This is a genomic window from Candidatus Amarolinea dominans (genome assembly GCF_016704685.1).
Taxonomy (GTDB): domain Bacteria; phylum Chloroflexota; class Anaerolineae; order SSC4; family Amarolineaceae; genus Amarolinea; species Amarolinea dominans.
Genome location: NZ_JADIZS010000078.1, coordinates 1 through 26,235, shown reverse-complemented (window position 1 = coordinate 26,235; position 26,235 = coordinate 1). Strand labels below are relative to the sequence as shown.

General features: G+C 61.7%; 27 protein-coding genes. 6 read left to right on the top strand and 21 right to left on the bottom strand.

What is annotated here, in order from left to right:
* From IPF85_RS25620 to IPF85_RS25600, 5 genes are all read right to left on the bottom strand, one after another.
* The coding region (locus tag IPF85_RS25620; protein WP_343410887.1) for a hypothetical protein at positions 1–622 on the bottom strand (622 nt) is incomplete at its 3' end.
* Positions 623–912: 290 nt separating this feature from the next.
* On the bottom strand, positions 913–1,587 hold the full coding sequence (locus IPF85_RS25615; RefSeq protein ID WP_343410886.1) for a recombinase family protein: 675 nt from the start codon (positions 1,585–1,587) through the stop codon (positions 913–915).
* A 548-nt stretch (positions 1,588–2,135) separates the two neighbouring features.
* Complete coding sequence (hutU, locus tag IPF85_RS25610; RefSeq protein WP_343410885.1) at positions 2,136–3,794, bottom strand: urocanate hydratase; 1,659 nt, start codon at positions 3,792–3,794, stop codon at positions 2,136–2,138.
* A gap of 28 nt (positions 3,795–3,822) precedes the next feature.
* Positions 3,823–4,359: a hypothetical protein gene (locus IPF85_RS25605; RefSeq protein ID WP_343410884.1), complete on the bottom strand. Its 537-nt coding sequence runs from the start codon at positions 4,357–4,359 to the stop codon at positions 3,823–3,825.
* A gap of 181 nt (positions 4,360–4,540) precedes the next feature.
* Complete coding sequence (locus IPF85_RS25600) at positions 4,541–5,647, bottom strand: hypothetical protein (RefSeq protein WP_343410883.1); 1,107 nt, start codon at positions 5,645–5,647, stop codon at positions 4,541–4,543.
* 289 nt (positions 5,648–5,936) lie between these two features.
* Between IPF85_RS25600 and IPF85_RS25595 the strand changes: the two genes are divergently transcribed.
* Entirely contained in the window at positions 5,937–8,486 is a 2,550-nt protein-coding gene (locus IPF85_RS25595) for an alpha/beta fold hydrolase (protein ID WP_343410882.1), read from the top strand.
* A 43-nt stretch (positions 8,487–8,529) separates the two neighbouring features.
* Positions 8,530–9,276, top strand: a complete 747-nt coding sequence (locus tag IPF85_RS25590; RefSeq protein ID WP_343410881.1) for a hypothetical protein — start codon at positions 8,530–8,532, stop codon at positions 9,274–9,276.
* Positions 9,277–9,416: 140 nt separating this feature from the next.
* Here IPF85_RS25590 and IPF85_RS25585 read toward each other — a convergent pair whose 3' ends face one another.
* Entirely contained in the window at positions 9,417–9,659 is a 243-nt protein-coding gene (locus IPF85_RS25585) for a hypothetical protein (RefSeq protein ID WP_343410880.1), read from the bottom strand.
* 101 nt (positions 9,660–9,760) lie between these two features.
* Entirely contained in the window at positions 9,761–10,051 is a 291-nt protein-coding gene (locus IPF85_RS25580; protein WP_343410879.1) for a hypothetical protein, read from the bottom strand.
* A 334-nt stretch (positions 10,052–10,385) separates the two neighbouring features.
* Between IPF85_RS25580 and IPF85_RS25575 the strand changes: the two genes are divergently transcribed.
* The 4 genes from IPF85_RS25575 to IPF85_RS25560 are packed head-to-tail and all read left to right on the top strand — an operon-like array spanning position 10,386 to position 14,447.
* Positions 10,386–11,507, top strand: coding sequence for an AAA family ATPase (locus IPF85_RS25575; protein WP_343410878.1), 1,122 nt, complete (start codon positions 10,386–10,388; stop codon positions 11,505–11,507).
* 6 nt (positions 11,508–11,513) lie between these two features.
* Positions 11,514–12,827 carry an alpha-glucosidase/alpha-galactosidase gene (locus IPF85_RS25570; RefSeq protein ID WP_343410877.1) on the top strand — a complete coding sequence of 438 codons (1,314 nt, stop codon included), beginning with the start codon at positions 11,514–11,516 and terminating at the stop codon, positions 12,825–12,827.
* Between the two features lie 11 nt (positions 12,828–12,838).
* On the top strand, positions 12,839–13,183 hold the full coding sequence (locus IPF85_RS25565; protein ID WP_343410876.1) for a hypothetical protein: 345 nt from the start codon (positions 12,839–12,841) through the stop codon (positions 13,181–13,183).
* Positions 13,184–13,205: 22 nt separating this feature from the next.
* Positions 13,206–14,447, top strand: coding sequence for an alcohol dehydrogenase catalytic domain-containing protein (locus IPF85_RS25560; RefSeq protein ID WP_343410875.1), 1,242 nt, complete (start codon positions 13,206–13,208; stop codon positions 14,445–14,447).
* 49 nt (positions 14,448–14,496) lie between these two features.
* On the opposite strand, the gene IPF85_RS25555 is transcribed toward IPF85_RS25560, so the two are convergent.
* The 14 genes from IPF85_RS25555 to IPF85_RS25490 all read right to left on the bottom strand — a co-directional run.
* Positions 14,497–15,225 (bottom strand): HAMP domain-containing sensor histidine kinase, encoded by a 729-nt coding sequence (locus IPF85_RS25555; protein WP_343410874.1) that lies wholly within the window; start codon positions 15,223–15,225, stop codon positions 14,497–14,499.
* Positions 15,195–15,473, bottom strand: coding sequence for a hypothetical protein (locus IPF85_RS25550; RefSeq protein ID WP_343410873.1), 279 nt, complete (start codon positions 15,471–15,473; stop codon positions 15,195–15,197). Before IPF85_RS25550 ends, IPF85_RS25555 begins: the two co-directional genes overlap by 31 nt.
* A 10-nt stretch (positions 15,474–15,483) precedes the next feature.
* Positions 15,484–15,999: a Rab family GTPase gene (locus tag IPF85_RS25545; protein WP_343410872.1), complete on the bottom strand. Its 516-nt coding sequence runs from the start codon at positions 15,997–15,999 to the stop codon at positions 15,484–15,486.
* A gap of 109 nt (positions 16,000–16,108) precedes the next feature.
* Positions 16,109–17,578 carry an SH3 domain-containing protein gene (locus tag IPF85_RS25540; protein ID WP_343410871.1) on the bottom strand — a complete coding sequence of 490 codons (1,470 nt, stop codon included), beginning with the start codon at positions 17,576–17,578 and terminating at the stop codon, positions 16,109–16,111.
* 26 nt (positions 17,579–17,604) lie between these two features.
* The gene (locus IPF85_RS25535; protein ID WP_343410870.1) at positions 17,605–18,000 is read right to left on the bottom strand and encodes a hypothetical protein; all 396 of its coding nucleotides are present in this window, start codon (positions 17,998–18,000) and stop codon (positions 17,605–17,607) included.
* 53 nt (positions 18,001–18,053) lie between these two features.
* On the bottom strand, positions 18,054–18,776 hold the full coding sequence (locus IPF85_RS25530; protein WP_343410869.1) for a response regulator transcription factor: 723 nt from the start codon (positions 18,774–18,776) through the stop codon (positions 18,054–18,056).
* Between the two features lie 174 nt (positions 18,777–18,950).
* A complete protein-coding gene (locus IPF85_RS25525) occupies positions 18,951–20,054 on the bottom strand; it encodes an aminopeptidase (RefSeq protein WP_343410868.1) in 1,104 nt (367 codons plus the stop codon).
* 482 nt (positions 20,055–20,536) lie between these two features.
* The gene (locus IPF85_RS25520; RefSeq protein WP_343410867.1) at positions 20,537–21,040 is read right to left on the bottom strand and encodes a DsrE/DsrF/DrsH-like family protein; all 504 of its coding nucleotides are present in this window, start codon (positions 21,038–21,040) and stop codon (positions 20,537–20,539) included.
* Between the two features lie 127 nt (positions 21,041–21,167).
* The gene (locus IPF85_RS25515; RefSeq protein ID WP_343410866.1) at positions 21,168–21,488 is read right to left on the bottom strand and encodes a TusE/DsrC/DsvC family sulfur relay protein; all 321 of its coding nucleotides are present in this window, start codon (positions 21,486–21,488) and stop codon (positions 21,168–21,170) included.
* A 118-nt stretch (positions 21,489–21,606) separates the two neighbouring features.
* Entirely contained in the window at positions 21,607–22,299 is a 693-nt protein-coding gene (locus IPF85_RS25510; protein ID WP_343410865.1) for a hypothetical protein, read from the bottom strand.
* A 10-nt stretch (positions 22,300–22,309) separates the two neighbouring features.
* Entirely contained in the window at positions 22,310–23,560 is a 1,251-nt protein-coding gene (locus tag IPF85_RS25505; RefSeq protein ID WP_343410864.1) for an FAD/NAD(P)-binding oxidoreductase, read from the bottom strand.
* A 30-nt stretch (positions 23,561–23,590) separates the two neighbouring features.
* Positions 23,591–24,403 carry a PocR ligand-binding domain-containing protein gene (locus tag IPF85_RS25500; RefSeq protein ID WP_343410863.1) on the bottom strand — a complete coding sequence of 271 codons (813 nt, stop codon included), beginning with the start codon at positions 24,401–24,403 and terminating at the stop codon, positions 23,591–23,593.
* Positions 24,404–24,767: 364 nt separating this feature from the next.
* Positions 24,768–25,361, bottom strand: a complete 594-nt coding sequence (locus IPF85_RS25495) for a lysophospholipid acyltransferase family protein (RefSeq protein WP_343410862.1) — start codon at positions 25,359–25,361, stop codon at positions 24,768–24,770.
* 120 nt (positions 25,362–25,481) lie between these two features.
* A partial coding sequence (locus IPF85_RS25490) for an aldo/keto reductase (protein ID WP_343410861.1) occupies positions 25,482–26,235 on the bottom strand: 754 nt, incomplete at its 5' end.

The window sequence follows — 26,235 nt, the reverse complement described above, 5'->3', positions numbered from 1 at the left end:
GGGAACCTGTCTCAACGCAAAGACGTTGTGGTTTCAAACGACAATCATCATCGGTCGGGACGATGTGCTTGATCACGATTTCATTTTTTCCGACAACAACGTGATCAATTAACAACCGAATCACTTCCTGTTGTAAATCCGGGCTGGGATTTGCAAGGTTTTCCTGGATACGCTGGCAATATTGCTGGAAATCTTCGATCAATTCCTGCTTGATTTGTTCGGACTTGGCCTCTTGCTCGATTTGCAGAAGGCGCGTTTGAATGTTTTTTTGCTCCTCATCCAGACGTTGTTTGCGCACCAGGTAGGATGGCTTTTCGATCTGCTCATCTTGGTACAAATCCAGCAGACGTTCTTGCTGACGGTCGAGCGATCGCAAGCGATTTTCCAACCGCTCTTTCTCACCTTGCTCGATGTTGGCAGCTTCATCGCAGCCCCACGCTTGGGAAATCAGTTTGGGATTTTTCAAAAGCTCCACCACTGCGTTCCAAACCAGGGTTTCAACGGTGTTGCCGTCAATGCGGCAGGTATGCTCAGGCGTATCGGGGGCACGGTGAACACCGCCATAGCCACAGCTGTAGGAAAAATAGCCATTCCCTGGCGCGGGCGGTGAGTGTATGGCCACAAGTGGCGCAAATCAACAAGCCGCAGCAGGGATAGCGGTGGTTGCGATTGTTGCGCATTGAGAATCGCTGGTTCGTTTTCAGTCGTTCTTGTGCCATGCGCCAGATATCCTTGTCCAAAATGCTGGGACGGGAATGGCAATCCATTCTTCTGTGGGGCGAAGCATACTCACCGGGCAAAGACGCTTGCCATGCCCAATTTTACGCAATCGCCCCACCTCATGATACACCTTTTCGGTGCGATTGTAGTAAGCCAATCCGGTATATTGGGTTTGTCGCAGGATGTTTCCAATCAGGCTACTGCGCCAGCACTTCCGCGACGCGGTTGGAGGCCGTCTCGATTCAAACGATCTGTGATTTCTTGAATAGTCATCGGCTCGGATTGGGTGTACCAGGCGTAAATTTGACGCACGACCCTGGCTTCTTCGGCATTGATTTCCCAACGCCCGCCTTCCGCCCCTGTTTTGGGCACGTAATCATACCCATATGGGGTCTGTGGGTTGACTATTGCTCCCTGACGTGCACAATGCAGACGCCCTCGCCGCATCCGTTCGGCAATCACAGCCCGTTCATACTCGGCAAACAACCCTTGAATGCCGAACAACAGTTGGCTCTGCGGGCTATCACTCACCGGAGGCTGGTTCACAAACAACATTTGTATCCCGGCTTGCCGAAATTCTTCCAGCAGAAGCACCTGCAACATGTACACCCTTGCCAACCGATCTGGACTCAGGCAGATCACCACCTGGTAACAGCCTTCACCTTCTCGGTCTCGTAACCGATCCAGCGCCGGACGATCCAATTTCGCCCCGCTCACCGCCTCGTCCAGAAAATACAAGTCCTTTCGCAAGGCGTACCCCTCGTGGGTGGCATATTCTTCAATCGCCGCCACCTGGCTGGCTATCGTAGCCTCCTCTTCCTGGCGTTGCGTCGAAACACGGGCCAACACCGCGCCTGTCTGTTTCATTACGCCTCCTTCGGCTCTGTTTCTTGACTCAACTTTCAGAAGCGGGCTTTCGGTCTGTGCATGGCATCTCGATGGGCTTGGCGTTCCATCCGTACTCTCCCTTTTTTTTTTTTTTCATTGGCTGCCTCCTGAATTTCGCCTCATGACTTTATTTCAGGATAGCCCATTTCAGCCACCGTAACTTCAGCGTTCTCGCTTGCGCCCGAAACAGATAGGAAGTTCTATTCGATTGTCAAAGTGCAAGTCCCTTCTCTTCACCACCTTCTTGTCGTTTGTAACCATAACGCCAAGACGCCAGGGCGCAAAGACGCAAAGGATATTCGGGAGAGCGCTGCTCATTCACGGATGGTTCAGCCCGTGAATTCGCTCTGCCACGAATTTCACGCCTCGAGCAGTCACACCCACCACCAACCTGCTTCAGCAGGTTTCGGTGTATCAGACCGTGAATTCATTCACGGGGCGGTGTATCAGACCGTGAATTCATTCACGGGGCGGTGTATCAGACCGTGAATTCATTCACGGGGCGGTGTATCAGACCGTGAATTCATTCACGGGGCGGGCAGCATGGGCAGACGGACGCCGTGGCGGCGGGCCGCATCCTGGGCCTGGGCATAGCCGGCATCGGCGTGGCGCGCAATGCCCATGCCAGGATCGCTGGTCAGCACGCGCTGCAGGCGCCGAGCCGCCTCCGGGGTGCCGTCAGCCACGATCACCTGGCCTGCGTGTTGACTGTAGCCGATGCCGACGCCGCCGCCGTGGTGAAAGCTGACCCAGGTGGCGCCGCCGGCCGTGTTGATCAGCGCATTCAGAATGGGCCAATCGGATATGGCGTCGGAGCCATCCAACATGCCTTCGGTTTCGCGGTTGGGCGAGGCCACCGAGCCGCAGTCGAGATGATCGCGGCCGATGACGATCGGCGCCCTGACCTCGCCCCGCGCCACCAGGTCGTTGAAGGCCAGCCCAGCCCGCGCCCGCTCACCGTAACCCAGCCAGCAGATGCGCGCAGGCAAGCCCTGGAACGCAACCCGCTCACGCGCCAGGCGAATCCAGCGCGCCAGGTGTTGATTTTCGGGGAACAGTTCCAAAATGGCCCGGTCGGTGCGGTAAATGTCTGCGGGATCGCCGCTGAGGGCCACCCAGCGAAACGGCCCCTGCCCTTCGCAGAAGAGCGGTCGCACATAGGCCGGCACAAAGCCCGGATAGGCGAAGGCATCGCTCACGCCCTGGTCGAAGGCGCGCTGGCGCAGGTTGTTGCCGTAGTCGAAGACGATGGCGCCGGCCTTCTGCATGTCCAGCATGGCCTGCACGTGCGCGGCCATCGAAGCCAACGCCTGGCGCTGGTACCCGGCCGGATCGCGCTGGCGCAGGCTGGCCGCCGCCGCCAGGCTGAGGCCGGCCGGTAAGTACATCAACGGATCGTGCGCGCAGGTCTGATCGGTGACGACGTCGGGCGTCACCCCGCGGGCCACCAATTCGGGCAGCACAGTGGCGGCATTGCCGATCAGCCCGATGGAGCGCGGGACGCCGGCCTGCACGGCCTCTTCGACGCGGGTCATCGCCTCTTCCAGGTCATCCACGACTTCGTCCAGGTAACGCGTGGCCAGGCGCCGCGCGGCGCGCGCCGGATCCATCTCGACGATCAGCGCGACCCCTTCGTTCATCGTCACCGCCAACGGCTGCGCGCCGCCCATCTCGCCCAGGCCGGCCGTCAGCACGAATTTTCCCTTCAAACTGCCGCCAAAGTGCTGCCGCGCCAGCACGCCCAGCGTCTCGTAGGTGCCTTGCAGGATGCCCTGCGTGCCGATGTAAATCCAGGAACCGGCCGTCATCTGGCCGTACATGATCAACCCTTCCGCCTCCCAGCGGTCGAAGTTGGCCTGCGTGGCCCAGGCCGGCACGATGTTGGAGTTGGCAATCAGCACGCGCGGGGCATCGGGGTGGGAGGGAAAGACGGCCACCGGCTTGCCGCTTTGCACGAGCAGCGTTTCGTCGCCGTTCATGCTGGCGAGGGTCTGCAGGATCGCGTCGAAGCATTCCCAGTTGCGCGCCGCTTTGCCGCGGCCGCCGTAGACGATGAGGTTGTCCGGATCCCAGGCCACCTCCGGGTCGAGATTGTTCTGCAACATGCGATAAGGGGCTTCGAGGAGCCAGTTCTGGCACGTCAACTGCGTGCCGCGCGGGGCGCGGACGATTCGCTGCGGAGACATCGTTGTCACCTCCCAAGAAGTAAGAGGCCTAGCGCCGCAAGAAGCTGCCGCCCAGGACAGCGACGCCAACGGTGATGAGCAGGAAGGGCGCGATGATGCGCACCACCGTGCCGCCAAAGAAGCTGCCGAACAGCACAAAGAAGAAGAGGCCAATGGCTCCCACGACGACGCTGCTCCAGAGCAGGCCGCTGCTGCGAGTTTCCGGCTGGCCCAGCGCGTACATGGCAAACAGACCCAGGCCCACAGAAAACGGAATCAGGGACCAGGCGTAGGTCCAACTGCGCCAGTCATCGCTCAAACTCTGATAGAGAAAAAGCAGGCCGAGCACCAGGAAGATGGACGCAGGCACGGCCAGGCCGATGACCTTCGTGCGCTGGCGCCACCAGATGAAGATGGGCGCCCAGAACGCCGCCGACAAGAACAGAATGATCAACGGCCAAAACCGCCAGGCGTTGAATTCGATGCCCATACGGACCAGCAGCCAATCGGCCGTGGTGAACAGCAAGAAGACGATGCCGAGCAGAATCAACATCGTGCCGGCGTACAGCGTACCCCTGTTTTGCATGTTGCCCCCTTAGGCGCCGGTCTCCTGACCAGCGCAAACCCTGTCCCTGTCCCTGTGCCTATCTTGCAGGCTGCCGAATGAATTCGGGGCGAAGGGGCGTTCCACCGCAGGGCCAGCCTGCGCTGGCCGGCGCCGCGTCCCCGCAGGTGAACGCCTGGCGGTACTCCCTTTAGGTGCGATTTCAATCGCCGGCTGGTTGATCACCGCCAGCGGAAGCGACCGACGACGCGGCCGCGCGCCGTGCGGCCACCAGGTCGTGCAACTGCTGGCGGTGGGTCACATTCCATTCGCCCGTCATCAACTGCTTGACCTCTTCCAACTCCAGGAAGAAGATATCGCTCGCCTCGCGCAGGCGCTGATCGGCCAGGGCTTCCTGCGCCGCGGCCAGGAGCCACACACGAGTGGCGGCCAGCCAATGGGCGCGGGCATCATCGGCTTGATCGAGCAGTTCGCCATAGCGCCGGCGCGCCTGCAGCAGGGCCTCGACACTGCGGCGCCGCAAGAAACGCAGGTGTTCCAGCAGTTTTTGTTCGGCCTGCGCCAGGCGAGTGGCGGGGTCCTGCCCCGGCGGCGCCAGGTAAGCCGCCAGCTTCACGCTCAATTTCGCGGGGTCTTCGCGCCAGCGTGGGCTGGACAACTCCGGCTCGTCAACGCCACGATGGCCGAAACGACCGATGAACGCCTCATGGCTGTCTGTCCCACGCGCCACGCGACCCAGAGCCAGGTCATAGCCGGACACCGGCGTCATCAAATCCGCTACCTCCACGGCTGACGCATCGCTCCACGCCTCCTTCTGCGCCAGGAGCACCTCCTGGCTGCTCTCCTGCCAGGCCAGATGCATCTGCTCCCAGGTTGTCAGCGCCAGGATGCCCTGCGGCTCGATCTCCTCCATCACCTGCAAGAGGTCGGCCTGCCCCCAGCGGGTGTCGCGCACACGCACGTACCAGCGCTGCACGCGTTGACAACGATCAGCCGCGGCCGCGGCCGCGGCGGTCAGCGCTTTGCTGCTGCGGCCGCCCAGGCCCACCTGAGCCAGCAGCCCACCGCGTCCGGCCGCGTCCGTCAGTGGGACGGCCGCGGTCCGTCGCCGCTGGTAGGGGCGGCCCTCGACCAACTGCCAGAGCGCCCCGTCGGGAAGCTCCGTCTTCATGACTCCGGCCGTTTGCCGCTGCGCGGCCTCCAGCACCGGCACCACCACCGACCAGGTCAATGGCATGGGGTGCAGCGGCACCAACTGATTGTCACTGACCGGCTCCCAGACCGTCAGGTCTACATGACTCTCTGCCAACCGTCCTACTCCTTGCGCACAGGCTCGACAGGCGTCGCGGGTGCGTCTGCATGTCTCATTCTAACAAACAACGCGCAGACGGTCAAGCGGGTTGCGCACCTGCCGACATCGAGGTGCTTCCTGCGCTTTTGTCCTGACCCATCCTTGCGCGCACCCTGATCACGTTTCTTTTCCTATCCCACCAGCGTCTTGATTCATACAGCCATACAGCCAGCCTGATTGCCCTTCATCAGCGCGGGCCTTTCGTGATGCCACCGTAAGCAACGGAGCTATGAACGGAGGTCATCTCATGTTAGGTCGAAAATCACAGCCGCCGGCGCTGCGCTGGCTCATGCCTCGTACGATTTTGCCGGTCCTGCTGCTCTTTCTTCTGAGTGTTCCTGCCTTGGCCCACCCCGCGACGCAAGATTCACCGCCGCCTGCTGACCCGGCTGGCGAGCCGGTCGCTGCACCAGACACTCGCACCTTTCCCAACATTCCATCTCCCAATGGCCTGGCAATCGCCCCGCTCACCCAACGGCTGTATGTGACCAGCCGCAACAGCAACCAGGTCCTGATGCTGGACGCTCAGACCGGCGCCGTTCTGAAGCAGGCGGCCGTCGGCGTCCTACCCTGGGGCGTTGCCGTCAACCCATCCAACAACCGGCTCTATGTCGCCAACTTCACCAGCGGCGACCTGTATGTCCTGGATGCCACGACCCTGGCGAGGATCACGATCGCCTCGCTCGGCAGTGGCGCAGAGCCGGCCTTCATCGGTGTTCATCCCGATTCCGGTCGCGTGCTGGTGGCCGGCCACGGGCGCAATCAGCTCTGGGTCCTGACGCCCGACGGGGTCATCGAGCACAGCATCCCAACTGGCGGAAACGGAGCCTGGGGCCTGGCCGTGCATCCTTACCTCAAGCGCGTGTATGTCGGCCACCGGGACAGCGCCAACGTCATCACCTTCGATGGCAACAACAACTGGCAGCCCATCGCCGGCCAAAGCATCACCCCGTGCGGGGTCACAGGCCATCCCTTCGCGTTGAATTTCAACCCGGTCAATGATCGCCTCTACGTCGCCTGTGCGCCGGATCAGAACGTCTCGCAGGTGAAAGTCTATCGGGCCAGCAGCGGTGGGTTGACCCTGGTGGCCAGCCTGGCCGCAGGCTCCGGCGGGCCTGATGGCGGCGGCGGTATCGCGATCAACACGGCGACCAATAATGTCTTCTTCACCAACTCGACCAGCCGGTCGGTGACGGTGATTGGCAGCAACCCAGACCGCGTGGTGGCGACGGTCCAGGCTGGCGCCGATCCGTTTGGCGCGGTCGCTGACGCTTTTACCGGCAATATCTACATCGGGAACCGGGCCGGTAACACCGTCACGGTCGTCACCGATAATGCCTATGGCGCCGATGCAACGGCGCCCAAGCTGACGTTGTCACGCCAGGATGGCTGCGAAGGCTTGCAGATCACGGTGACCGGCCGCAATTTCCCGGTCACGCCGCCGCGCGGCACGGGTCATGTCTGGTTACGCTTCGATGGTGTCCACGTGGGCGCCGTGGCGCCGGATGGGCAGGGATCGTTCTCGACCACGTTTACCATTCCGGCCAGTCGCGGCGGCGCCGATTACGTGGTCGCCGCGGACCTGTTGACCAACTGGCTGCAGGTGGGCGCACCCCTGCGCACCCCGCGTACCGATGGCCTGCCCATCATCTTCATCCCGGGCGCGGGCGGGTCAGAACTGAGGGCCGAGGAGACGTTCACCTTCTGGAGCGGCCTGATTGAGCAGCACACCTTCTTCGAGAACAGCATCCTGTGGCTCGATGGGTGGGCCGTGTGGGCCAACCTGACCGGCGATCCGGAATACATGGACGCGCTGGCCCTGGACCTGGACGGCGATTCGGCGCACCCCGATTTCTTCGGCGGCCGGCCCAGTCGTATCAAGGTTGGAGGGCCAGTCCGCCAGGTTCAAGTGGCCTGGATCGTGCAGGATGTCTACCAGGGGATGATCAACAAGCTGGAGTCGCTGGGTTACCTGGAAAATGTGCTCTTGTTCTACTACCCGTATGACTGGCGCAAGGACTGGGCGCATACCGACAGCGACCTGGCGGCCACGATTGACGCCGTGCTGCAAACCACGCAGATGGACAAGGTGGTTCTGATGGCGCACAGCACGGGCGGCCTGGTCGCGCGCAACTATCTGCTCCATTACGGCGCCGGCAAAGTGGATCAGCTCATCACCATGGGCACCCCTTACCTCGGCTCACCGATGATTGCCAAGTACCTGGAGGCCGGCGACGACATGAAGGCCCATCTGCAGCCTGCGGAAACCTGGTGGCTGGCGCAGAACTTCCTGGGGCTTTACCAACTGCTGCCCCAACCCACCTGGTTTGCGGCCGCGGCGCAGGATGGCATCTTCCCCTACTACCTGGTGCGAACCCGCGTGGACGCCAACCTGGGCACCGTCTACGACCCACTCAATTACGCCGATAGCGAAGCATTTCTAGCCAGCCGGCACAATCAGCTGCTGCTTGAAGTCAGCGAGACCGTGCGCGAGTCCGCGGTGGGCAACATGTCTGTGCTGACGGACCAATACTTCAATCAGCGGATTATGGGCACAGGGATCGCGACACCCGGCATGATTCTTTTCACGCCGCACCAGGAATGTGCCGAGCATTGCGGCTGGTTCGGTGGACCCTGCACGATCAAGTGCAAAGACAAACGGGAAGTGCCGCTACCCCAACTCAGCCTGTGGGGTGATGACTCTGTACCCGAGACCAGCGCGCGCGGGGCCAATCGGCCCGCCGTTGATGATCGTTTTTACCCGGTGGCGGAGTCAATCACGGAAAGCTGCCCCTGACACCACGGTGCAAGGTTGGCTCGAACAGATGCTGGCGGGACGTTTGTGTAGCAATACGCAGGTGCTGTCCGCAGAGGCGGCCACGGTCGAGCCGCAGCAGGTGACCGGGACCCAATTCACCCTCTTCGGCGACGCGCGTCTGCGTTTCTTCGATACCCAGGGACGACATACCGGCCCTCGCCCCGATTCTGGATTCGTGGTCGAATACGGGATTCCCGGCCTGAGTTACGTGGAGACACGTGGTGCGGCCGTGGCCATGATTACCGGCGGCGGCCCCTACACCGTGACCGTGACCGGTACGCAGGCGAACGACGCCGCGCTGTTGCAGGTCACCCAGATGGTCAATGGGGTCAGTGAACAATCCACCGTCTACACCAGCATCGCGATCAGCGGTACAACGGTGGCGACGCTGACGATCGCGGGGCCGAGCGCCGTGCCATCACCCCTGCAAGTCACCTATGCCCCGGACTGGCCCATCCAAACCATGCCCGGCGCCACGTTGACCGGGGATGCGGCCAACGATGTGGCCGCGCCCACCGGCATCTTGTCGTTGGACCTGCGCACACGCACCGTAACGGTCGCCGCGCGTGACGAGGCAGATGGTTCCGGCCTGGCATCCATTCTCTACAGCCTGGAGACGCCTCCGGTCAACTACCAGGTCTACACCGGCCCCTTCGTGCTGCCGCCCGGCGCTGGCAGCGTCTCCGCGGTGGCAACCGATCGCGCCGGCAACAGCGGGCCGGTCGGGCAGGCGCATCTGCAGTGGTTTCCGATCATCAAGCGCCATTGAGGAGAGTGTTGCAGAATTGAGATCAAGCGGCGGGGGTCAAGCCCAACCTGCGCTCAACACCCGCCGCTTTGGACATCGTGGCTGCAAAGCCGCCGATGATCATGTAGGGCGCGCCGATCCGTTCGAGAGTGCGCAAGATGTCAAGAAAGAGGCTGAGGTCGGGCCTGTCTTCGCTCGGCACGTTCGATCTCCTCCAGAACCTTCAGGTTGAGTTCATACAGCGTCAGATCGGGGTAGCGTCGCCGGAGACGGCCGCGGATGGCGCCGACGACCCATTCACGCGCCGCCAGCATCGCCTGCAGACGCTCACCGGGTGACAGTCGCCCGCGCAAGCGCATGAATTGATGATCTATCGGGTCAAAGCGATACCTCTGTACGTCCATCTTGATACCATCCCTTCATTCGCATTCCAAACCCGCCAGGTCTCTCTGATGCTCGTCCGCCCCGATTCGATACGCCACGTTTGGGTCGTTGGGAGAGCCAGTCAATTGAAGGCGGCCTTCCTCCACCACCACGCTTCACGGCCATCGGCGTCCCCCTCGCTAACGCGCAGCGCCTCGGCGCCGGCGCTGACCTCGGCAAACTCGCTGGCCTCGCCGGCATAGAAGCGATAGCCTTCCGCGGCCAGGCGCGTCTGTTCCTGCGCTTGCGCTGCAGTCAGCGCTTCACTGATGACCTGGCTGCGGCTGAGTCGCGCTTGACGGGCGCGGTGATCGGCGTAATCCAGCAGGTTACCGGGTAACGAAATCGTGATCTTGCGGTACTGGGCCGTCATGACGCACCTCCTGATTAGAGATGCTTTCAGTATATCTCTACCTGGGTGCTTCCGCAAGTCACATCATGGGAATGACCCAGACGGCTGCCGATTCGGCATACCGCCATGATCATTCCGCGCCGCGCCGGCCAGCAGTCTGGCGGCCGCGCCACCAGGGCCAGTCGCTGCGGGCTTGAAAGCCGGTTCAACCATCACGGCCGCGCAGCAGCATTCAATTGTCATTATCTTGATTCGATGTTACAATTCCGCAGCTTGTAGATTTGGCTGCTTGATCGAGGAAGGCCGATGACCACACCGTTTCTCCGTCAACTTACCCTGCGCAACTTGCTTTCATTTGGACCAAAAAACTGAGCCGCTTCAGCTCGGCTCGCTCAATGTGTTGATCGGGCCAAACGGCTCAGGCAAGTCCAACTTCATCGAGGCCCTTTCGCTGCTGCGTGCCAGTGCGCGCGATCTGCGCAGCGGCCTGAAAGGAGGTGTCAGCGATTGGATATGGAAAGGCGACCCCAAAGGCGTGGCGAGCCTTGAGGCGATTCTTGCCAACCCACACGGACAAGAGCGCCAGGGCTTGCGCCATCGCCTTGCTTTCCGCGCCGAGCAGCAAACGTTTCAACTCGAAGACGAACGCATCGAGAACGAAGCCCCCTATGCTCACCAGTCCGAGGCCTACTTCTACTATCGCTACCAGGGCGGGCAGCCCGTGCTCAACATCAGGAACGGCCAGCGCCGCCTGACGCGTGAGAATGTCGAACTCAATCAATCCATCCTCCCGCAGCGGCGCGACCCCGACACCTATCCCGAAATCTCCCGCCTCGTCAGCATGTACGAGCGCATCCGCTTGTACCGTGAGTGGGCGTTTGGGCGTAACACCGTTTTTCGCGCGCCGCAACAAACTGACTTGCGTACCGACCGGTTAGAGGAGGACTTCTCCAACTTGGGCATGTTTCTCAACCGGTTGCGCCTCAACCCCAAAGCCAAAAGCGCCCTGCTCAACGCGCTCCGTGACTTGTACGATGGGTTGACCGATTTTGAGCTGAGCATTGTCGGCGGCACGGTACAGGTCTTTTTCACCGAAGGCTCCTTTACGGTTCCCGCCACACGCCTTTCGGATGGCACTTTGCGCTACCTGTGCCTGCTGGCCATTTTGTGCGATCCGGAACCACCGCCCCTCATTGGTATCGAAGAGCCGGAGCTAGGTTTGCACCCTGACATCCTGCCTAAAATCGCTGACTTGCTCATCGAAGCATCCAAGCGCACCCAACTTATCGTGACTACCCATTCTGACATGTTGGTGGACGCGCTCACGGAGCATCCCGAAACCATCGTCATTTGTGAAAAACACGCCGGGCAAACGGTGATGCAGCGGCTTGAGGCCGAACAACTGGCGCACTGGCTGCAAGACTACCGGTTGGGCGAATTGTGGATGCGCGGAGATCTCGGAGGGACGCGTTGGTGAAAGTCTATGCGTGATTCGTGTGTTGTCTTGATCGGAGCCGGCAGCGCCGGCGTGGGACTCGATACCCTGTGCGATCTGTTCGCGCACCGCGATGATCTGGCCGGGGCGACCATTGGTCTGGTGGATGTGGATGCGCCGGCGCTGGCGAAGGTGGAGCGCCTGGCCCAGCGCCTGAACGCGGCCAGTGGCGCGCCCTTCACGATCCAGGCCAGCACGGACCGACGGGCGCTGTTGCCCGGTGCGGAATTTGCCATCATCGCGGTCGAGGTCAACCGCCTGCCGCTCTGGCGCCTGGACTGGGAAATCCCCCGGCGGCATGGCGTGCGCCACATCCTGGGCGAAAATGGCGGGCCAGGCGGGCTGCTGCACGCGCTGCGCACCGTGCCCCTGGTGCTGGAGATTGCGCGGGATATCGAAGCGCTCTGCCCGGACGCACTGGTCATCAATTTTACCAACCCCCTCTCCCGCGTCTGCCTGGCTCTCAGCCGCTACACGCGTCTGAACGTCATCGGCCTCTGCCACCAAATCGGCGCCGGTCTCGCCAACGTCGCCCAAACGCTCGACCTGGACGAGAGCGAGATTGACCTGCAGGCCGTTGGCATCAACCACTTCACTTGGATCACCGCGCTGCGCCATCGCCGCAGCGGCGCGGACCTCTACCCGACTTTCCGCACGCGGCTGGCGCTGCGCCCGCCGACCTTCGAACCGCTCTCGCGGCGCCTGTACGACGCCTTCGGCCTTTTCCCCGCGACCGGCGACGATCACCTCGGTGAGGAAATCGGCTGGGCCTGGGAGACTGATCCCCTGGCCGCGGACACGGCGGCCGCGGTCGAACCGGCTCTTTTCCGCAGCCAACAGGGACTCAAGGAAATGACCGCCGCCGCCCTGGATGAAGCCTTGCACGATGATGACGCGCTGGCCGCGCTGCTCGACCATCGTTCGGACGAACGCATCGTGCCGGTCATCTGCGGGGTCCTGCACAACCGCCTGCAGCTCGAACTGGCCGTCAATGTGGTCAACCACGGCGCGGTGCATAACTTGCCTGACTGGATGGTGGTCGAGACGCCGGCCGTGGTCAGCCGTGCCGGGGTGCAGCCGCTGGCCGTGGGCGATCTGCCGGCCGGCTGCGCCGCCCTGCTCCAGCAGCGCAGCGCCATCGCCAGCCTGACCGTGGAGGCCGCGGTGCATGGCGACCGCCAGGCGGCCCTGCAGGCGCTGCTGCTCGATCCGGTGGTCAACAGTTACACGGCTGCCGCGGCTCTGCTGGATGACCTGCTGGCGGCGCAGGCGGGCTATCTGCCGACCTTTGCGCCCACCTGAGGAGCCGGAAGATGCCCAAGAGCTGGCTGATGATCGCACTAATTGCCGTCAACGTGGTCAGCACTGGCCTTTCCGTGGTCGCGTTCAAACATGCCGGCATGGCCCTGGAGCCACGCGGTTTTCTCTGGCAGCAGATTCAGGGCAACTTTTGGGGTTTCGTCAGCGTGCTTGCCTTCACGTTCCTGACGCGGCACCTGGCGCTGAACGTGGCCTACCCGCTGACGGTTGGGCTGGCGGTCTTGCTCGTTCAACTGGTCTTTGCCCGTCTCTTTTTTGGCGAAGCGCCCACCCCGACCCAAATCACCGGCGCGCTGCTCATCGCCGCGGGCATTGTGTTGGTGGCCAGCCGGCGGTAGCTGGACACCACAGGAGGTTTCTATGCAAGCCATCGTCTTTCGCTACAGTCTGCCGCGCTTTGCCCTGGCGACGGCGCTGGGCGTGCTGACGCCGCGTGCCTACACCGGGCCGCTGGCGCCGACCTCCCTCCTGGAAGTACCCGAACCGACGTTGCCGGCCGACGATTGGGCCATCGTGCGCACCGCGCTGTGCGGCATCTGCGGCAGCGACACCAAGCAGATCTACCTCGATGGCGCGTTCGACAACCCGCTGACCTCGCTCATCTCGTTCCCGCACATCCTGGGCCATGAGGTCGTGGGCGTCATCGAAGCGGTGGGGCCGGGCGTCAGCACACGCCGGGTGGGCGAGCGGGTGGCGGTCAATCCGTGGCTCTCTTGCGGCCCGCGCGGCATCCAACCGCCCTGCGCGGCGTGTCAACAGGGCCAGGTGACGCTGTGCGAGCATTTCACTGAAGGACACCTGGCGCCGGGGATTCACCTGGGTAACTGCCGCAGCGCGGGTGGTGGCTATGCGCCGCGCCTGGCCGGTCACGAGTCGCAGTTGATGCCCATTCCCGACGCGGTCAGCCCCGAGCAGGCGGTCTTCGCCGATCCCTTTGCGGTCAGCCTGCACGCAGTGCTCAAGGCGCGGCCCGCGCCCGGCGCCGCGGTGCTGGTTTATGGCTGCGGCACGTTGGGGCTGCTGGCGATCACCATCCTGCACGTCCTTTTTCCAACCGCGCAGATCATCGCCGTTGCCCGCTATGCGCACCAGGAGCAGATGGCGCGGGCGCTGGGCGCACAGCGGGTGATCCGCACACGCCGGGCTGACCAGATCATCGAGACCGTGGCCGGCCTCACCGGCGCGCCCATTCTGCGCCCGCGCCAGGGCCTGCCGTGGCTGCGCCAGGGCGTGGACATCATCTACGACATGGTTGGTTCGCCGGAATCGTTGGAGGTGGGCGTGCGCGTGACCAACCCGCGCGGGCGCATCGTCATCAGCGGGGTGGATCGGCCGGCGCGCTTCGAATGGACGCCGCTCTACTTCAAGGAAGTGCAGTTGATCGGATCGAATGCGTTTGGGGTGGAAGAATGGGACGGGGTGCGCCAACATGCCATGGCGTTCTATCTGCAATGGGCGGCCGAGGGCCGGTTCGACCTGGCGCCCCTGCTCACGCATCGTTTTCGCCTGGCGCAGTACCGGGACGCGTTTGTCACCGCGCAGCGCAAAGGCAGCCAGCAGGCGGTCAAAGTGGTGTTCGATTTGCGTGCAGAGGATGCCTGACGACTGGGACTCGTCGCGCTGCCTGCGGTGTGCAAACGACCGCTGACGATCAGGTCGGTTCTTCGTCGGCGATGGGGAATGTCACAAAAAAGGTGCTGCCCTGACCCAATTGGCTCTGCAGCCAGATGTGGCCGCTGTGAAGTTCGACCAGACCGCGCGTGATGTGCAGGCCCAGCCCGGCGCCGGTTTCACCGGTCAGATGGGCATTTTCCCCGCGAAAGAAGCGATTGAAGATGCGCCCCTGGTCGCTCTCCGGAATGCCAACGCCATTGTCGCTGACAGCCATCTGCACAAATCCAGACTCTGCCGCCAGGGTCAGGCTGACAGTGATGCGGCCGTGGTGACCGGTGTACTTGACGGCATTGCCAAGCAGGTTGCCGATGATCTGGGTGGCGCGCGTGCGGTCACACAGAACCGGCGGTAAGTCCGGCGCAACGTCGAGAGTGAACTGCTGCTCCCTGGCTTCCATCTGCGGCATCATCTCGGTGGCAACTGCACGGACCAACCGCGACAAATGGGCCGGCACCAGAACCAACTCAACCCGGCCCGCTTCCAAACGCGTAGCGTCCAACAGATTGCTGGAGATGGACAGCAGGCGCTGCACGCCGCTTTCGACGATATGCAGAATTTCCGTTTGTTTGTCAGACACGACGCCGAACATGCCATCCAGGAGCATCTCGACGTAGCCGGTGATCGAAGCGAGCGGCGAACGCAGCTCATGCGCCGCGATGGAAACGAACATGGACTTCAGTCGGCGTCCGCGCCGCGATTCAGCCATGAAAGCTCGAACCGCGGCAGTTTTCCGGCCATAATAGCGGCCATCTCCCCCTCGCTGCCGATCAATTCTGGCACCAGGTCGTAAATGGATACGCCCACGCCGCTCTTGTCGGCGCATTCGAACAGCGCCGCAACGCCGCCGATCTGTTGCACCTGCAGTGCTGCGTTTGTGATGGCATAGGCCAAGCGGCGCTCTTGAAACAACAAGAGCGCCACCGTCACCGTCATGTTCAGATCATCATTGGTCATTTTGTGCTGCCTATGCCAGCAGGGCGCGACCCAAATGGCGAAAAACGGTTTCGACCTCATCACCGTTGCGCGCGCTGGTCAAATACCACTGAAAGTTATGCTCGGTGGCAAAGGCTTCGATCTGCGCTGCCGCCAGTTGACGTTGATCGAGCAGATCACGCTTGTTGCCGGCCAGCACGATGCGGGCATGCGGGCTGATGGAGCTGAGGTCACGCAGATAGGAGCGCAGGCTGTCCAGCGTCGAGGGTCGGGTCAAATCGCACACCAGGATGGCGCCAGCCGTGCCGCGCAGATAGCTGGCCCGCACACGATCGAATTCCTCGCTGCCGGCCAGGTCCCACAGCATCATGGTCATCTCGACCATGTCATCCTGGTGGGGCACCATGACGGTTTTGCGGCTGACTTTGACGCCGACCGTGCTGAGGTAGCGGTCGTCGAACAGGTCGTAGACAAAGCGGCGCACCAGGCTTGTCTTGCCGACGCCGAAATCGCCGAGAAGGCAGATCTTTTTGCTCACAGCTATCATGGTGATTGTTCCCAAATTCCTTTCAGAGAGTCTGCGGGGTCATGCCTTTCTGATGATTTTTCCCGTCAACTTCTTGACAAAGCGCAGGAGTTCGCCCCCAGCGCACGCATCATGGGGGAGATGCAGGGGTCAAGACGGGGACGCGCTCTGCCGCAGGCGCCTGGGATGATTCCTGGACTGTTGACCCAGCGCCGGTTGTGACGAAAACGAGCAGGTCGCCAAACACCCAGCCGGGCAGCCCATCGGTCGAGCAACAAACGTAGTACCATGTGCGCGCCTCGTTGCGTCCGGTGATTTCCACACGCTGAGTCGTGCCGATGTTGCCGATGACCGCGTAGTCCAGGCCAGGCCCGCGGCGCAGATTCAAGCGCACCACGGTGGGCCTGGCGAACACAGGCGGCGTCGGCGTCGGCGTGACTATGGGCGTTGGCGTGGTCGTCGCTGTCGCCGTTGCTGTCGCCGTCGGTGTGTGAGTGGCCGTCGCGGTGGCCGTGGGCGACGGCGTCGGCGACGTGGTGGCCGTGGGCGGTGGCGTCGCCTCGACGTAGATCACGACCGGCTTCGATAGGTTGTTGGCCCACTGCACAACGCTGCGAGCCGCGAGACAGGTGAGCAGCAGACACAAGAACAGGCTGGCGGCCACCCCAATCAGGATGCGTTTCTGGCCGGCAGTCAGTCCCTGCGGCGCTGCCGGCGGCGATTCACGCCGGGCCAGCAGGTCGCGCATCTGCGCCTCCACGGCTGCCAACGGGGCAGGATTGCCATCGTAGTCACGCAGCACCGGTTCATACTGGTTCTGAGTGTCAATAATCAAGCCGCGCAGCGTGGCGCGAAACCCTGGCGGTTCGACGCCATCCACCACGACGGCCAGGTAGGCGTGCTGCGCCGCTTCGATCACAATGCGGCGCTCGCCATACTGAATCTCATCCAGTTCGTCTTCGCTATCGCCGCCGAAGGCATCCTGGGTAAAGTCGCGGATGGCCGTCAACATGCCGCTGATCACGTCCGAATCGCGTGTCTCGGCCGGTTGTGACGACACATACCAGAGCAGCAGACCGCTGGGTCGCTGAATGAGAAAGACCTCAGCCACGGCAAAGGGCAGCGCCTGGCGCAGCATCATTTCGCCTTCAGACACGCCGCCGAGACGCCCGCGCAGGCGCTGCCACACCGACTGTGGCGTCAATGACGTGCGCATCTGGGCATCCACGCTGCGCGCCAGATCACGAATCGCCTCGCTGACCGCGCGCACCACCACCTGCCCGATGATCGGATAGAGCGCCTCGACCATCTCCTCGCGTGCGTCACGAATTTTTTGGCGCAAGACATCGCCCAACACCGGCATGAGGAGCGCAATGAGCGCGTCCTTGTCGGTGACCTGGCGCTCCAGGTCGGCTACCTGTGCGTGCAGGTCGTCGGTGCGCTGCCGGTCGCCGCGCAGGAGAATCTCGCGCAGAAGGTCAGCCGACGTATCCGCTGCCAGCTCTACTTCGTCAGGCGTCGAACTGCTGGCCTGCGCCGGTTCGGTGGGCGCGGATTCGCTCGACAGGTCACCAATGTCCTGCTCAGACCAAGCGGCCATCGCCGGCCGTGCTGACGGGGTTGGCATTACTCACTGGGCACGAGGCCCGTCAAGAGATCGGCCAATGAGCCACCCGTCTTCAGATGCGTACCCAGGTTGACGAAAAGCTCACCCAGGGAGAAACGATCCACCTTCTCGAACGACAGTGCCTGTGCGGTCTGGCGCAGCTCGGTGCGCAGATCGTCATCACCCTGACGCAGGTCGCGACGCACGGCCTGCAGGCGCTTGTTTTGTTCTGCGTCCTGTTCCGTCAACTCTTCATGCATACGGTCAAGTTCCTGCTGCAGCCGTTCCACATCGCGCTGCAGAGACTGAAAGCGCTGTTCGTACTCGCGAATTTGGGGGCCGAAGATGATGTCGCGGATACGATCTGCTTCTTGGGGGGTACTGGCGGCGGTCGGCTGGCTTGCTTTCTGCGTCATGAGATTCTCCCGTGGCTAAGATAAAGTATGGACACCGAATCTAACGAAAACGATTACGCGGAGGTGTGCGTTTGCAGGAAACTGTAGCCCTGCCCGCGATCGGTCACAATGTACATTGGCTTGGTGGGATTGGCTTCGATCTTCTGGCGTAAGCGATAGATATGCACACGCAGGGTGTCTTCGAAGACTTCGTCCAGCGGCCACAAGCGGCGCAGGAGAAAATCGGTGGAGACCGTGTGCCCGGCGTTGCGCATCAGGATGAAGAGGAGCTTGGTTTCTGTTGGGGTCAGGCTGTTGACCTGGTTCTCGACTGTGACCTGTTGATGAGCGAAATCAATCGCCAGGCGCTCATCAATGCGAATGAGGGGATCGAGCGCATAGGCGAAATCACCGATGCGTCGCAGCACGCGTTCGACGCGCGCCACCAGTTCGCGCGGGCTGAAGGGCTTGGTGACGTAGTCTTCGGCAAAATACTGAATGCCGCGGATGATCGTTTCTTCTTCATCCACGGCGGTCAACAGGATCACCGGAAAATCGGTGAACTGCTGCACGGCCTTGCAGAACTCGAAGCCATTCATGCCCGGCATGTTGATGTCAACGATGGCAAGATGAGGCAACCCGCGTTGGGCAATGACCTCAAGTGCAGACTGTCCTGAGGTTGCCGCGACCACTTCGTAGCCGGCATACTCCAGGCGGTCCTTGACCAGGCGCAGAATGGCCGGATCATCATCAACGACCAGGATGCGTTGCGTGCGGTCGAGTGAACGCTCTTCCATGATGGTTCCTTCAGCGGTCTTCCTTCAGCGGTCTTGCTTCAGCGGCCCTGCTTCGGCGACCTTCTCTGAGCGTATGTGCGCAGCCCGGTAACCAAACAGGCCAACATATCATCATTTTAACATGTCAACCCCAGTTGGGCAATTCACTTCCGAAGGCCGCGCCCGCCATTTTTCTCACACCTGGAACTCACCGTTCTTGTAGAAGAGATCGCCGTCCACCCAGATTTCGCTTTGCTGGCGCATGTCGCAGATGAAATCCCAGTGGATGGCCGAGATGTTGCGGCTGCCCGCCTCGGGAAATCCGCGCCCTACGGCCATGTGCATGGTGCCGCCGATCTTCTCATCGTAGAGGATGCTCTTGGTGAAGCGTTTGATGCGGTAATTGGTGCCGATGGCCCACTCGCCCAGGAAGCGGGCGCCGGCGTCGGCGTCGAGCTGACTGAGCAGAAAGGCTTCGTTTTTGCGCGCTGTCGCCTTGACGATCTTCCCCTGTTCGAAGTAGAACTCCACATCCTCCACCTCGCGCCCCTCGCGAATGGCGGGATAGGAGAAACGCACCCAGCCGTTGACCGAATCCTCGACCGGGCTGGTGAAAAGTTCACCGGCCGGCATGTTGTGGCGGCCGTAGTCGTTGATGAAATCGCGGCCGGCGATGGACAGAGTCATCTCTGCGTTCGCGCCTTTGATCACTATCTGCTGGCGACCCCTGAGCCATTCAACCCAGTGTTGCTGGCGGTTGAACACCTCACGCCAGGCCTGCACGGGGTCGGTCTGGTCGGCGAAGGTGGTGCTGTAGACGAAATCCTCATACTCATCCAGGCTCATGTCGGCCTCTTGGGCCAGGGCCGGGCAGGGGTATTGGGTGCCAACCCAGCGCAGGGAGCCATCGGCCGAGCGCTGCATGTAGGTTCCCATCAGCTCACGCCGCGCCCGCTGCTGTAACTGCTGTCGCAGGGGATCCACCCCACTGAGCGCGCGCGTATTGTCGGTGGCGCCGAGCACGATCAGGGCATCGGCATTCTCCAGGGTCATGCGCTCCATGGGCGAGATCCATTCGAGCTGCGCGTCGTTGGCCCCGCGCAGCAGGATTTCGCCCAACTGGCTGTCGCTGAGGACCGCGGTGGGGTTGCCGCCGGCACGCAAGATGCGCCGCGTCACGGCGTGCAACAGCGGCAAGGCCAGGATGTGACTGCGTACAACCACCCAGTCTCCCGGCTGCACGTCAATCGAAAAGTCTACCAGGATCTCGGCCAGTTTCTCGACTCGCGGATCTGCCATGCTTGTGTCTCGCTTTCGTCTTATGGAGTGGAGAGGAGTCTACACGGGAAAGGGGTTTCGTGTCAAATGGCGCTGCGAACCGAGAGACCGGGTGCGAGCGGCCTCACCTCAACCCCCGGCCCCTTCTCCTCTCCGCACAACGGAGAGGAGAAGGGGGGAAGAGGGCGGCCTCACCTCAACCCCCGGACCTTTCTCCTCTCCGCACAACGGAGAGGAGAAGGGGGGAAGAGGGCGGCCTCACCTCAACCCCCGGCCCCTTCTCCTCTCCGCACAACGGAGAGGAGAAGGGGGGAAGAGGGCGGCCTCACCTCAACCCCCGGCCCCTTCTCCTCTCCGCACAACGGAGAGGAGAAGGGGGGAAGAGAGCGGCCTCACCTCAACCCCCGGCCCCTTCTCCTCTCCGCACAACGGAGAGGAGAAGGGGGGAAGAGGGCGGAACGGGGTTGGCGGGGATGTTGTTTTCAGGTCAGGTCAGCGTCGGGTCAGATGAAGATGATCTGTGCGCCTTCGGTCATGTCCATGAAGTCGCTGGCGGTGACGATGTCAATCACGCCATCCACGAAATCTTCTTTTTTCAGCCCCATCATGTCCACCGACATCTTGCAGGCGTAGAGCTTGGCGCCGCCATCCACGAGCATCTGCAAGTATTCGCCCACCGGCGGCGCGCCGACTCCGGCGATCTTCTTCTTCATGATGCTCGTGGCAAAGGCGGTCATGCCGGGCAGCATACCAAGAATGTTGGGAATGCCCAGGTTGCCGGTCTTGAGGCCCATCATGCTCATCTTCATGCTGGTCTTGCCGACCGGGGCCAGTTCCAGCCGGCCCTGCCGGCTCTTGGTAATCATATCCATCCCCCAGAAGGTGAAGAAGATGGTGACATCAATGCCGTTGCCCAAGGCGGCCCAGCCCATGACGAGGGCCGGGTAAGCCATGTCGAGATCGCCCTTAGAACAAATAAACGCTACTTTACGAGTTTCGTCAGCCATGGTAAATTCTCCTTGATTTTCAGTCACGTGAGTAATGCAGTCCCTGATTTTCAGCCACGAATTTCACGAATTGACACGAAGAGTCCCTGAAATTCGTGCTGATCGGTGAAATCCTTGATTTTGCTTTTCAGACGCAGCCCTCAGGCTTGCCCAGGCCGGCAATGCGCGCCACCTTCTTGGCCGGGCCTTTGGGAAACAGGGCGAACAGTTCCTTGGTGGAAACGCCGGTGCCCGTGGTGATCTGGCGCAGCGTGGGCGATTTGCCGCCCAGCTTGGCGGCGCTCTCACGGCAGAAGTCAATCACCTTCCAATGGGCCGCCGTCAGATCGGCAAACCCCTCTTCAACCGCAATCGCGACCGCAATCTCCTTGTTCCATTCGGCGGAGTTGGTCATGAATCCTTCATCGTTGACCTGGACGGTCTTACCAGCAATGGTACGCGTCGCCATACATCTTTCTCCTTTGTCTCTTTGCACACGTGGTGCGCATGAATTCACTCTGGCCGGTTCTCGACCGGGCCGTTTTTCTGCATTCGAATACTTCTGCGAGGTCGCAGATGCCTGATGTTCAATTGACGCTCTGTCCTGCCGGGGACATCTGCTGACCCAGGCTGTGCAGTACCCGCATCGTCAGGGCCAGGCCCCGGCGCACGTTGGGGTCGCGCATCTGACCGAACAGCGAACGGTAGGAAATGCTCACCTCCGCGGCGCTCTCGCTCTCGATGGACGAGACCATGTTGCGGGCGAAGTTCATCACCTCGGGCTGGGTCATCTCTTTGATCGTCCGCAGGATGAGCACGACGTTGTTGCCCAACTGACGCACGTCGTCCTCGCCAAACGAGGTCACGATGTTGTCCATAATCTGCCAGCCGCCCTTGGCAAAGGTGAAATAGCCCTTCCGCTCCAGCGTGGCTAACTCGGTGACGGCCCGGCCAAACGCGGCATCGCTCAGAGGCACGATCGTTTCCGCCAGGTCCATCACGCTTTCCAGTTGGTCGAGCATCTTCTCGATGTTGCGCCCATTGCGCGCCAAGCGCTTGACCAGGCGCAGCAGGTCGTCCAGGCTGACATACTGCTCGACTTCCTCCAACTGCTCGACCGTCAGCCGGTAGACATCATTGACGATCGGCGTCAGATCGCGCATCAGCTCAGTGCGCGACTCGCGCTCACGTTCTGCGCGTTGGGTTTGTTCGGTCAGATAGGCCACCTGGTTCGTCAGGCGGTCCAGTTTTTCGTTCAATGCAAGCAAAGCCTGATCCATGCCGCCCTCCTCAGTTGGACGCGCCGTTGCCGTCCCACTTACCCGCCATGCTCATGCGCGCCGGCAGGGGCAAAGGCTGCCCCTTGAGCAGCAGGTTCCAGTACATCCAGCGGAACATCACCTTGCCCCAGTGGTTCATCTCCGATTCCTGCAGGAGCGAGAAGGGGCCAATCCCGGGCAGCGGGTACTTGCCAGGCAACGGTTCCACATCGTAGTTGAAGTCAATCAGCAGCCCCTTGCCAAAGCCGGATTCGATGAAACAGTTGGCGTGACCATCGAACGTGGGCAGCAGCTCCAAGCCGTCTACATAACGCACGAAGTTCTCGGTGAAGACCTCTACCGCGAAGTGAGCCACGGACCCGGCCTTGGACGCCGGCACGTTCGTGGCATCGCCGAGAGCGAAGATGTTGGGATAGGCATCGGCCAGGAAGGTGTGTTTGTTGACCGGCACGTAATTCAGATCATCCCCCAGACCAGAGCGAGCAACGACATCGCTGCCCATGTTGAGTGGAATACTGACCAGAAGATCATAGTTCACCTCCTGCTCGTCGTAGGCGACAATCTTCTTGGCATCGGTGTCCACATGCTCGATCAGAAAATCGGGCACGACCTTGATGCCCTTCTGCTCCAGGATGTCGCCCAGGTATTTGGATGCAACCGGCTTGGTGAATGCGCCCGGCAGCGGCGTGACCAGGGTCAATTCCACGCGGTCGCGCAATTTGTGCTCGTGGAAGAACCAATCGGCCAGCATGATGAACTCCAGCGGCGCCACAGGGCATTTGATCGGGTTATCCACGATGTTGAGGACCAGACGGCCGCCCGGCCAGTTGCGCAGGAAGCGCGCCAGGGCCACGGCGCCATCCACCGTGTAGAAGTCGTGGATGGACTTGTGCCATTCATCCTCGTGCAGGCCCGGTGTCTGCTCCGGACGAATGTTGGTGCCGGTCGCGATGATCAGGAAATCGTAGTTCAGATAGCGATTGTCCCTGCTGATACGCACCCGGTTGTGCTCCGGCTCGATCAGCTCGATGGGCGAGATAATCATCTCCACGTTGCTCGGGATGAAATCACGCTTGGGCTTGATCACATCGCTCTTGCTGTACATGCCAAACGGGATAAAGAGGAAGCCCGGCTGGTAGTAGTGGGTTTCGTTTTGATCCACAATGGTGATCTTCCACTCGTCGGGGTCCAGCTCACGGCTCAGTTTGTTGGCGGCCATGGTGCCGGCGGTGCCGGCGCCGAGAATGAGTAGTTTCTTCATAGCTCTGCAAATCTCCTCAAGCCAGGGGGCTTATAGGGCGCACAGCGCGCCGATGGCCTGCAAACGGCCGGTGAGCGCCTGGCGGTCTTCAAGGATATGGGAAAAGACATCGGCGATGCGCTGTACAAATTCCAGCGTACGCTCCTGGGCGGGGCGATCCAGGCGATAGACATCGTTCACGTTGGCGGTGATGGAGGCCGGTTCCACATCCAGGCTGGCGGCCAGGGCATTGATTTCCTGGGGCGTGGGCGGCCAGGGCGAGGGCGCAATGCCGCCGATGAAAACCATGCCTTTGAGTTCGTTGCCGGCGCGAATCAGGCCGCGGGCGCAGAGGAGTCCCAGTTCACTGGCCGAAAACTTGGGCTGGAGCGTGGGCGTGCCGGCCAGGTGTTGCCAGGTGCGCACACAGTGCGCCACCCCTTCGGCGTCCTGGATGACTGCGCGGTAGAGGCCGCACGCGTTGCTGACCTGGGTGATGGGCTGGCCCTGCATGTCGGTGATGACCATCATCACGCCCAGGGCTTCGGCGAAGGTGTCCTGGATCATCTGCGCGCAGGCCAGCGGCAGCAGATCGGCCAGGCCCGCCTGGTGATTGTGGCGGCCGGTGGTGGGCAGGGGCGCCGCCGGGTCGGGTGGCGTGGGGATGACGGCCAGCGTCTGGCGATTGGGCACGCCGGCCCAGGGCGCTTTGTGCAAGAGGTGGTCAATGTCCGTCTGCGCAAAACGCCACTGCTTGCCCACACGCACCGCGGGCAGTTGCCCATTCTCAACAAAGCGGTAGATCGTGGTGCGATCCAAGTGCAGCATCTCTTGTACTTGCCTGGTGGTCAGCAGGTCGGCCATGCTCTTGCTCCATATTTCACAATATGAAGCAAGAATACCGCAAGTTCGTTTTGATGTACATGACGCAAATCATACGCATCGAAAGCAGATCAAAGGCTATTCATGGAACTGTTCTTGAGGTATTCGCTGTATCTGATGCATCTGTAGCGTGGTGTTCGTGGGGCGCGGCCATGCCTGGAGAGGAGCGCCTTGAACTGAAGTTCAGGCTGTTATGGGGGAGGAGTGCGGTGGCTTGAGCGGCGGCGCTGTGGCGCGCGGAGTGGGGTATTAGCGCGGGCGCCCATTGAGTCGGCAGAAACGTCGGCCAGTATGAACGCTGTAAACTGTTACTGGAAAACTGCTGCGACAGGGATGGTCGCCGGCCCTACTTCAGCGCAATCTGTGCCGCTTCGTGGGGATACTTGCCGGTAGCAGAGCTGAAGTAGGTGCGAATTTGTGCCATGTCGGCGTCTATGTCGCCGCTGGGCGTTATCACCGGGCCAAAGCCCACAACCTTGCGGCCGTAATCCATGGATACGAGGGCCAACGGCACTTGGGCGCCGCGGGCAATGTAGTAGAACCCGCTCTTCCACGTCTGCAGCTTCTTGCGCGAGCCTTCGGGGGGAACGACCAAGATCAATTTATCGCGACGATTGAAAACGTCTACCAACTGGGCCACCAGGCCATTGGCTTGGCGGCGGTCCACTGGAATTCCGCCCAGCCAGCGAAACAGGCGACCGAAGGGCTGGCGAAACAGGGTATGTTTGCCCAACCAGTGCGCCTCCAACTGCACGGTGAAGACGACGCCCAGCATCACCAGGAAATCCCAGTTGGACGTGTGCGGTGCACCCACAATGACATATTTGGCTAGCGCGGGGGGGCGTCCCTCGACCCGCCAACCGGCCCTGTGCATGAAAAATGTCGCCGGACGCGCCAACGATTTCATCAAGAACGAATTCCCATACAAAGTTCGCTGCATTGCGTGATCTCCCTCTTATGTAATTTGGTCAGTATAACACGCACCCGCTCACCCTACAAGTTTGTGTGTCACCAACCGGCAAGCCGGCAAGACACGGGTTGAATTCTAAACTCATTCGTGTTACAGCAGCGACTCGATCTGCGCCAGCTCCATTTCGCTGAACGTGAGGTTGTCGAGCGCGGCCACGGCCTCTTCGATCTGACGGACCTTGCTGGCGCCGATCAGGGCCGAGGTCATCTGCGAGTGACGCAGCACCCACGCGATCGCCATTTGGGCCATGCTCTGCCCGCGTGCCTGAGCTAGTTTGTTTAGTTGGCGCACCGTGGCCACGCGCGCCGCGCTGACGGTGTCGCCCCAATTGAAGCGGCCGCTGAGCTTTTCCGCACGCGAACCGTCGGGAACCTCCCGCAGATACTTGTCGGTCAAAATGCCCTGATCCAGCGGCGAAAAGGCGATGCAGCCGATACCTTCGTCGGCCAGCGCGTCCAGGAGGCCATCCTCGATCCAGCGGTCGAACATGTTGTAGCGCGGCTGGTGGATCAGACAGGGAGTGCCCAGGCTGCGCAGGATGCCGGCGGCCTGGCGGGTCTGCTCTGGGCTGTAGGTGGAGATGCCGGCATAGAGGGCGCGGCCGCTGCGCACGATGAAATCGAGCGCGCCCATCGTCTCCTCCAGGGGCGTGTTGGGATCGGGCCGGTGGCTGTAGAAGATGTCCACGTAATCCAGCCCCATGCGTTCGAGGCTCTGGTCCAGGCTGGCCACCAGGTATTTGCGTGAACCCCATTCGCCGTAAGGGCCGGGCCACATGAGATAGCCGGCCTTGCTGGAAATGACCAACTCATCGCGGTAGGGGGCCAGGTCTTGGGCCAGGATG

Excerpts from the sequence above, each read along its gene's own strand:
- IPF85_RS25585 (WP_343410880.1), bottom strand. The coding sequence starts at position 9,659 with ATGGACGTACAGAGGTATCGCTTTGACCCGATAGATCATCAATTCATG.
- IPF85_RS25615 (WP_343410886.1), bottom strand. The coding sequence starts at position 1,587 with ATGAAACAGACAGGCGCGGTGTTGGCCCGTGTTTCGACGCAACGCCAG.
- IPF85_RS25520 (WP_343410867.1), bottom strand. The coding sequence starts at position 21,040 with ATGGCTGACGAAACTCGTAAAGTAGCGTTTATTTGTTCTAAGGGCGAT.
- IPF85_RS25495 (WP_343410862.1), bottom strand. The coding sequence starts at position 25,361 with ATGCAGCGAACTTTGTATGGGAATTCGTTCTTGATGAAATCGTTGGCG.
- IPF85_RS25505 (WP_343410864.1), bottom strand. The coding sequence starts at position 23,560 with ATGAAGAAACTACTCATTCTCGGCGCCGGCACCGCCGGCACCATGGCC.
- hutU (WP_343410885.1), bottom strand. The coding sequence starts at position 3,794 with ATGTCTCCGCAGCGAATCGTCCGCGCCCCGCGCGGCACGCAGTTGACG.
- IPF85_RS25560 (WP_343410875.1), top strand. The coding sequence starts at position 13,206 with ATGCAAGCCATCGTCTTTCGCTACAGTCTGCCGCGCTTTGCCCTGGCG.
- IPF85_RS25510 (WP_343410865.1), bottom strand. The coding sequence starts at position 22,299 with ATGGATCAGGCTTTGCTTGCATTGAACGAAAAACTGGACCGCCTGACG.
- IPF85_RS25555 (WP_343410874.1), bottom strand. The coding sequence starts at position 15,225 with ATGGCTGAATCGCGGCGCGGACGCCGACTGAAGTCCATGTTCGTTTCC.
- IPF85_RS25535 (WP_343410870.1), bottom strand. The coding sequence starts at position 18,000 with ATGACGCAGAAAGCAAGCCAGCCGACCGCCGCCAGTACCCCCCAAGAA.
- IPF85_RS25545 (WP_343410872.1), bottom strand. The coding sequence starts at position 15,999 with ATGATAGCTGTGAGCAAAAAGATCTGCCTTCTCGGCGATTTCGGCGTC.
- IPF85_RS25570 (WP_343410877.1), top strand. The coding sequence starts at position 11,514 with ATGCGTGATTCGTGTGTTGTCTTGATCGGAGCCGGCAGCGCCGGCGTG.
- IPF85_RS25565 (WP_343410876.1), top strand. The coding sequence starts at position 12,839 with ATGCCCAAGAGCTGGCTGATGATCGCACTAATTGCCGTCAACGTGGTC.
- IPF85_RS25605 (WP_343410884.1), bottom strand. The coding sequence starts at position 4,359 with ATGCAAAACAGGGGTACGCTGTACGCCGGCACGATGTTGATTCTGCTC.
- IPF85_RS25530 (WP_343410869.1), bottom strand. The coding sequence starts at position 18,776 with ATGGAAGAGCGTTCACTCGACCGCACGCAACGCATCCTGGTCGTTGAT.
- IPF85_RS25525 (WP_343410868.1), bottom strand. The coding sequence starts at position 20,054 with ATGGCAGATCCGCGAGTCGAGAAACTGGCCGAGATCCTGGTAGACTTT.
- IPF85_RS25580 (WP_343410879.1), bottom strand. The coding sequence starts at position 10,051 with ATGACGGCCCAGTACCGCAAGATCACGATTTCGTTACCCGGTAACCTG.
- IPF85_RS25540 (WP_343410871.1), bottom strand. The coding sequence starts at position 17,578 with ATGGCCGCTTGGTCTGAGCAGGACATTGGTGACCTGTCGAGCGAATCC.
- IPF85_RS25515 (WP_343410866.1), bottom strand. The coding sequence starts at position 21,488 with ATGGCGACGCGTACCATTGCTGGTAAGACCGTCCAGGTCAACGATGAA.
- IPF85_RS25595 (WP_343410882.1), top strand. The coding sequence starts at position 5,937 with ATGTTAGGTCGAAAATCACAGCCGCCGGCGCTGCGCTGGCTCATGCCT.
- IPF85_RS25500 (WP_343410863.1), bottom strand. The coding sequence starts at position 24,403 with ATGGCCGACCTGCTGACCACCAGGCAAGTACAAGAGATGCTGCACTTG.
- IPF85_RS25550 (WP_343410873.1), bottom strand. The coding sequence starts at position 15,473 with ATGACCAATGATGATCTGAACATGACGGTGACGGTGGCGCTCTTGTTG.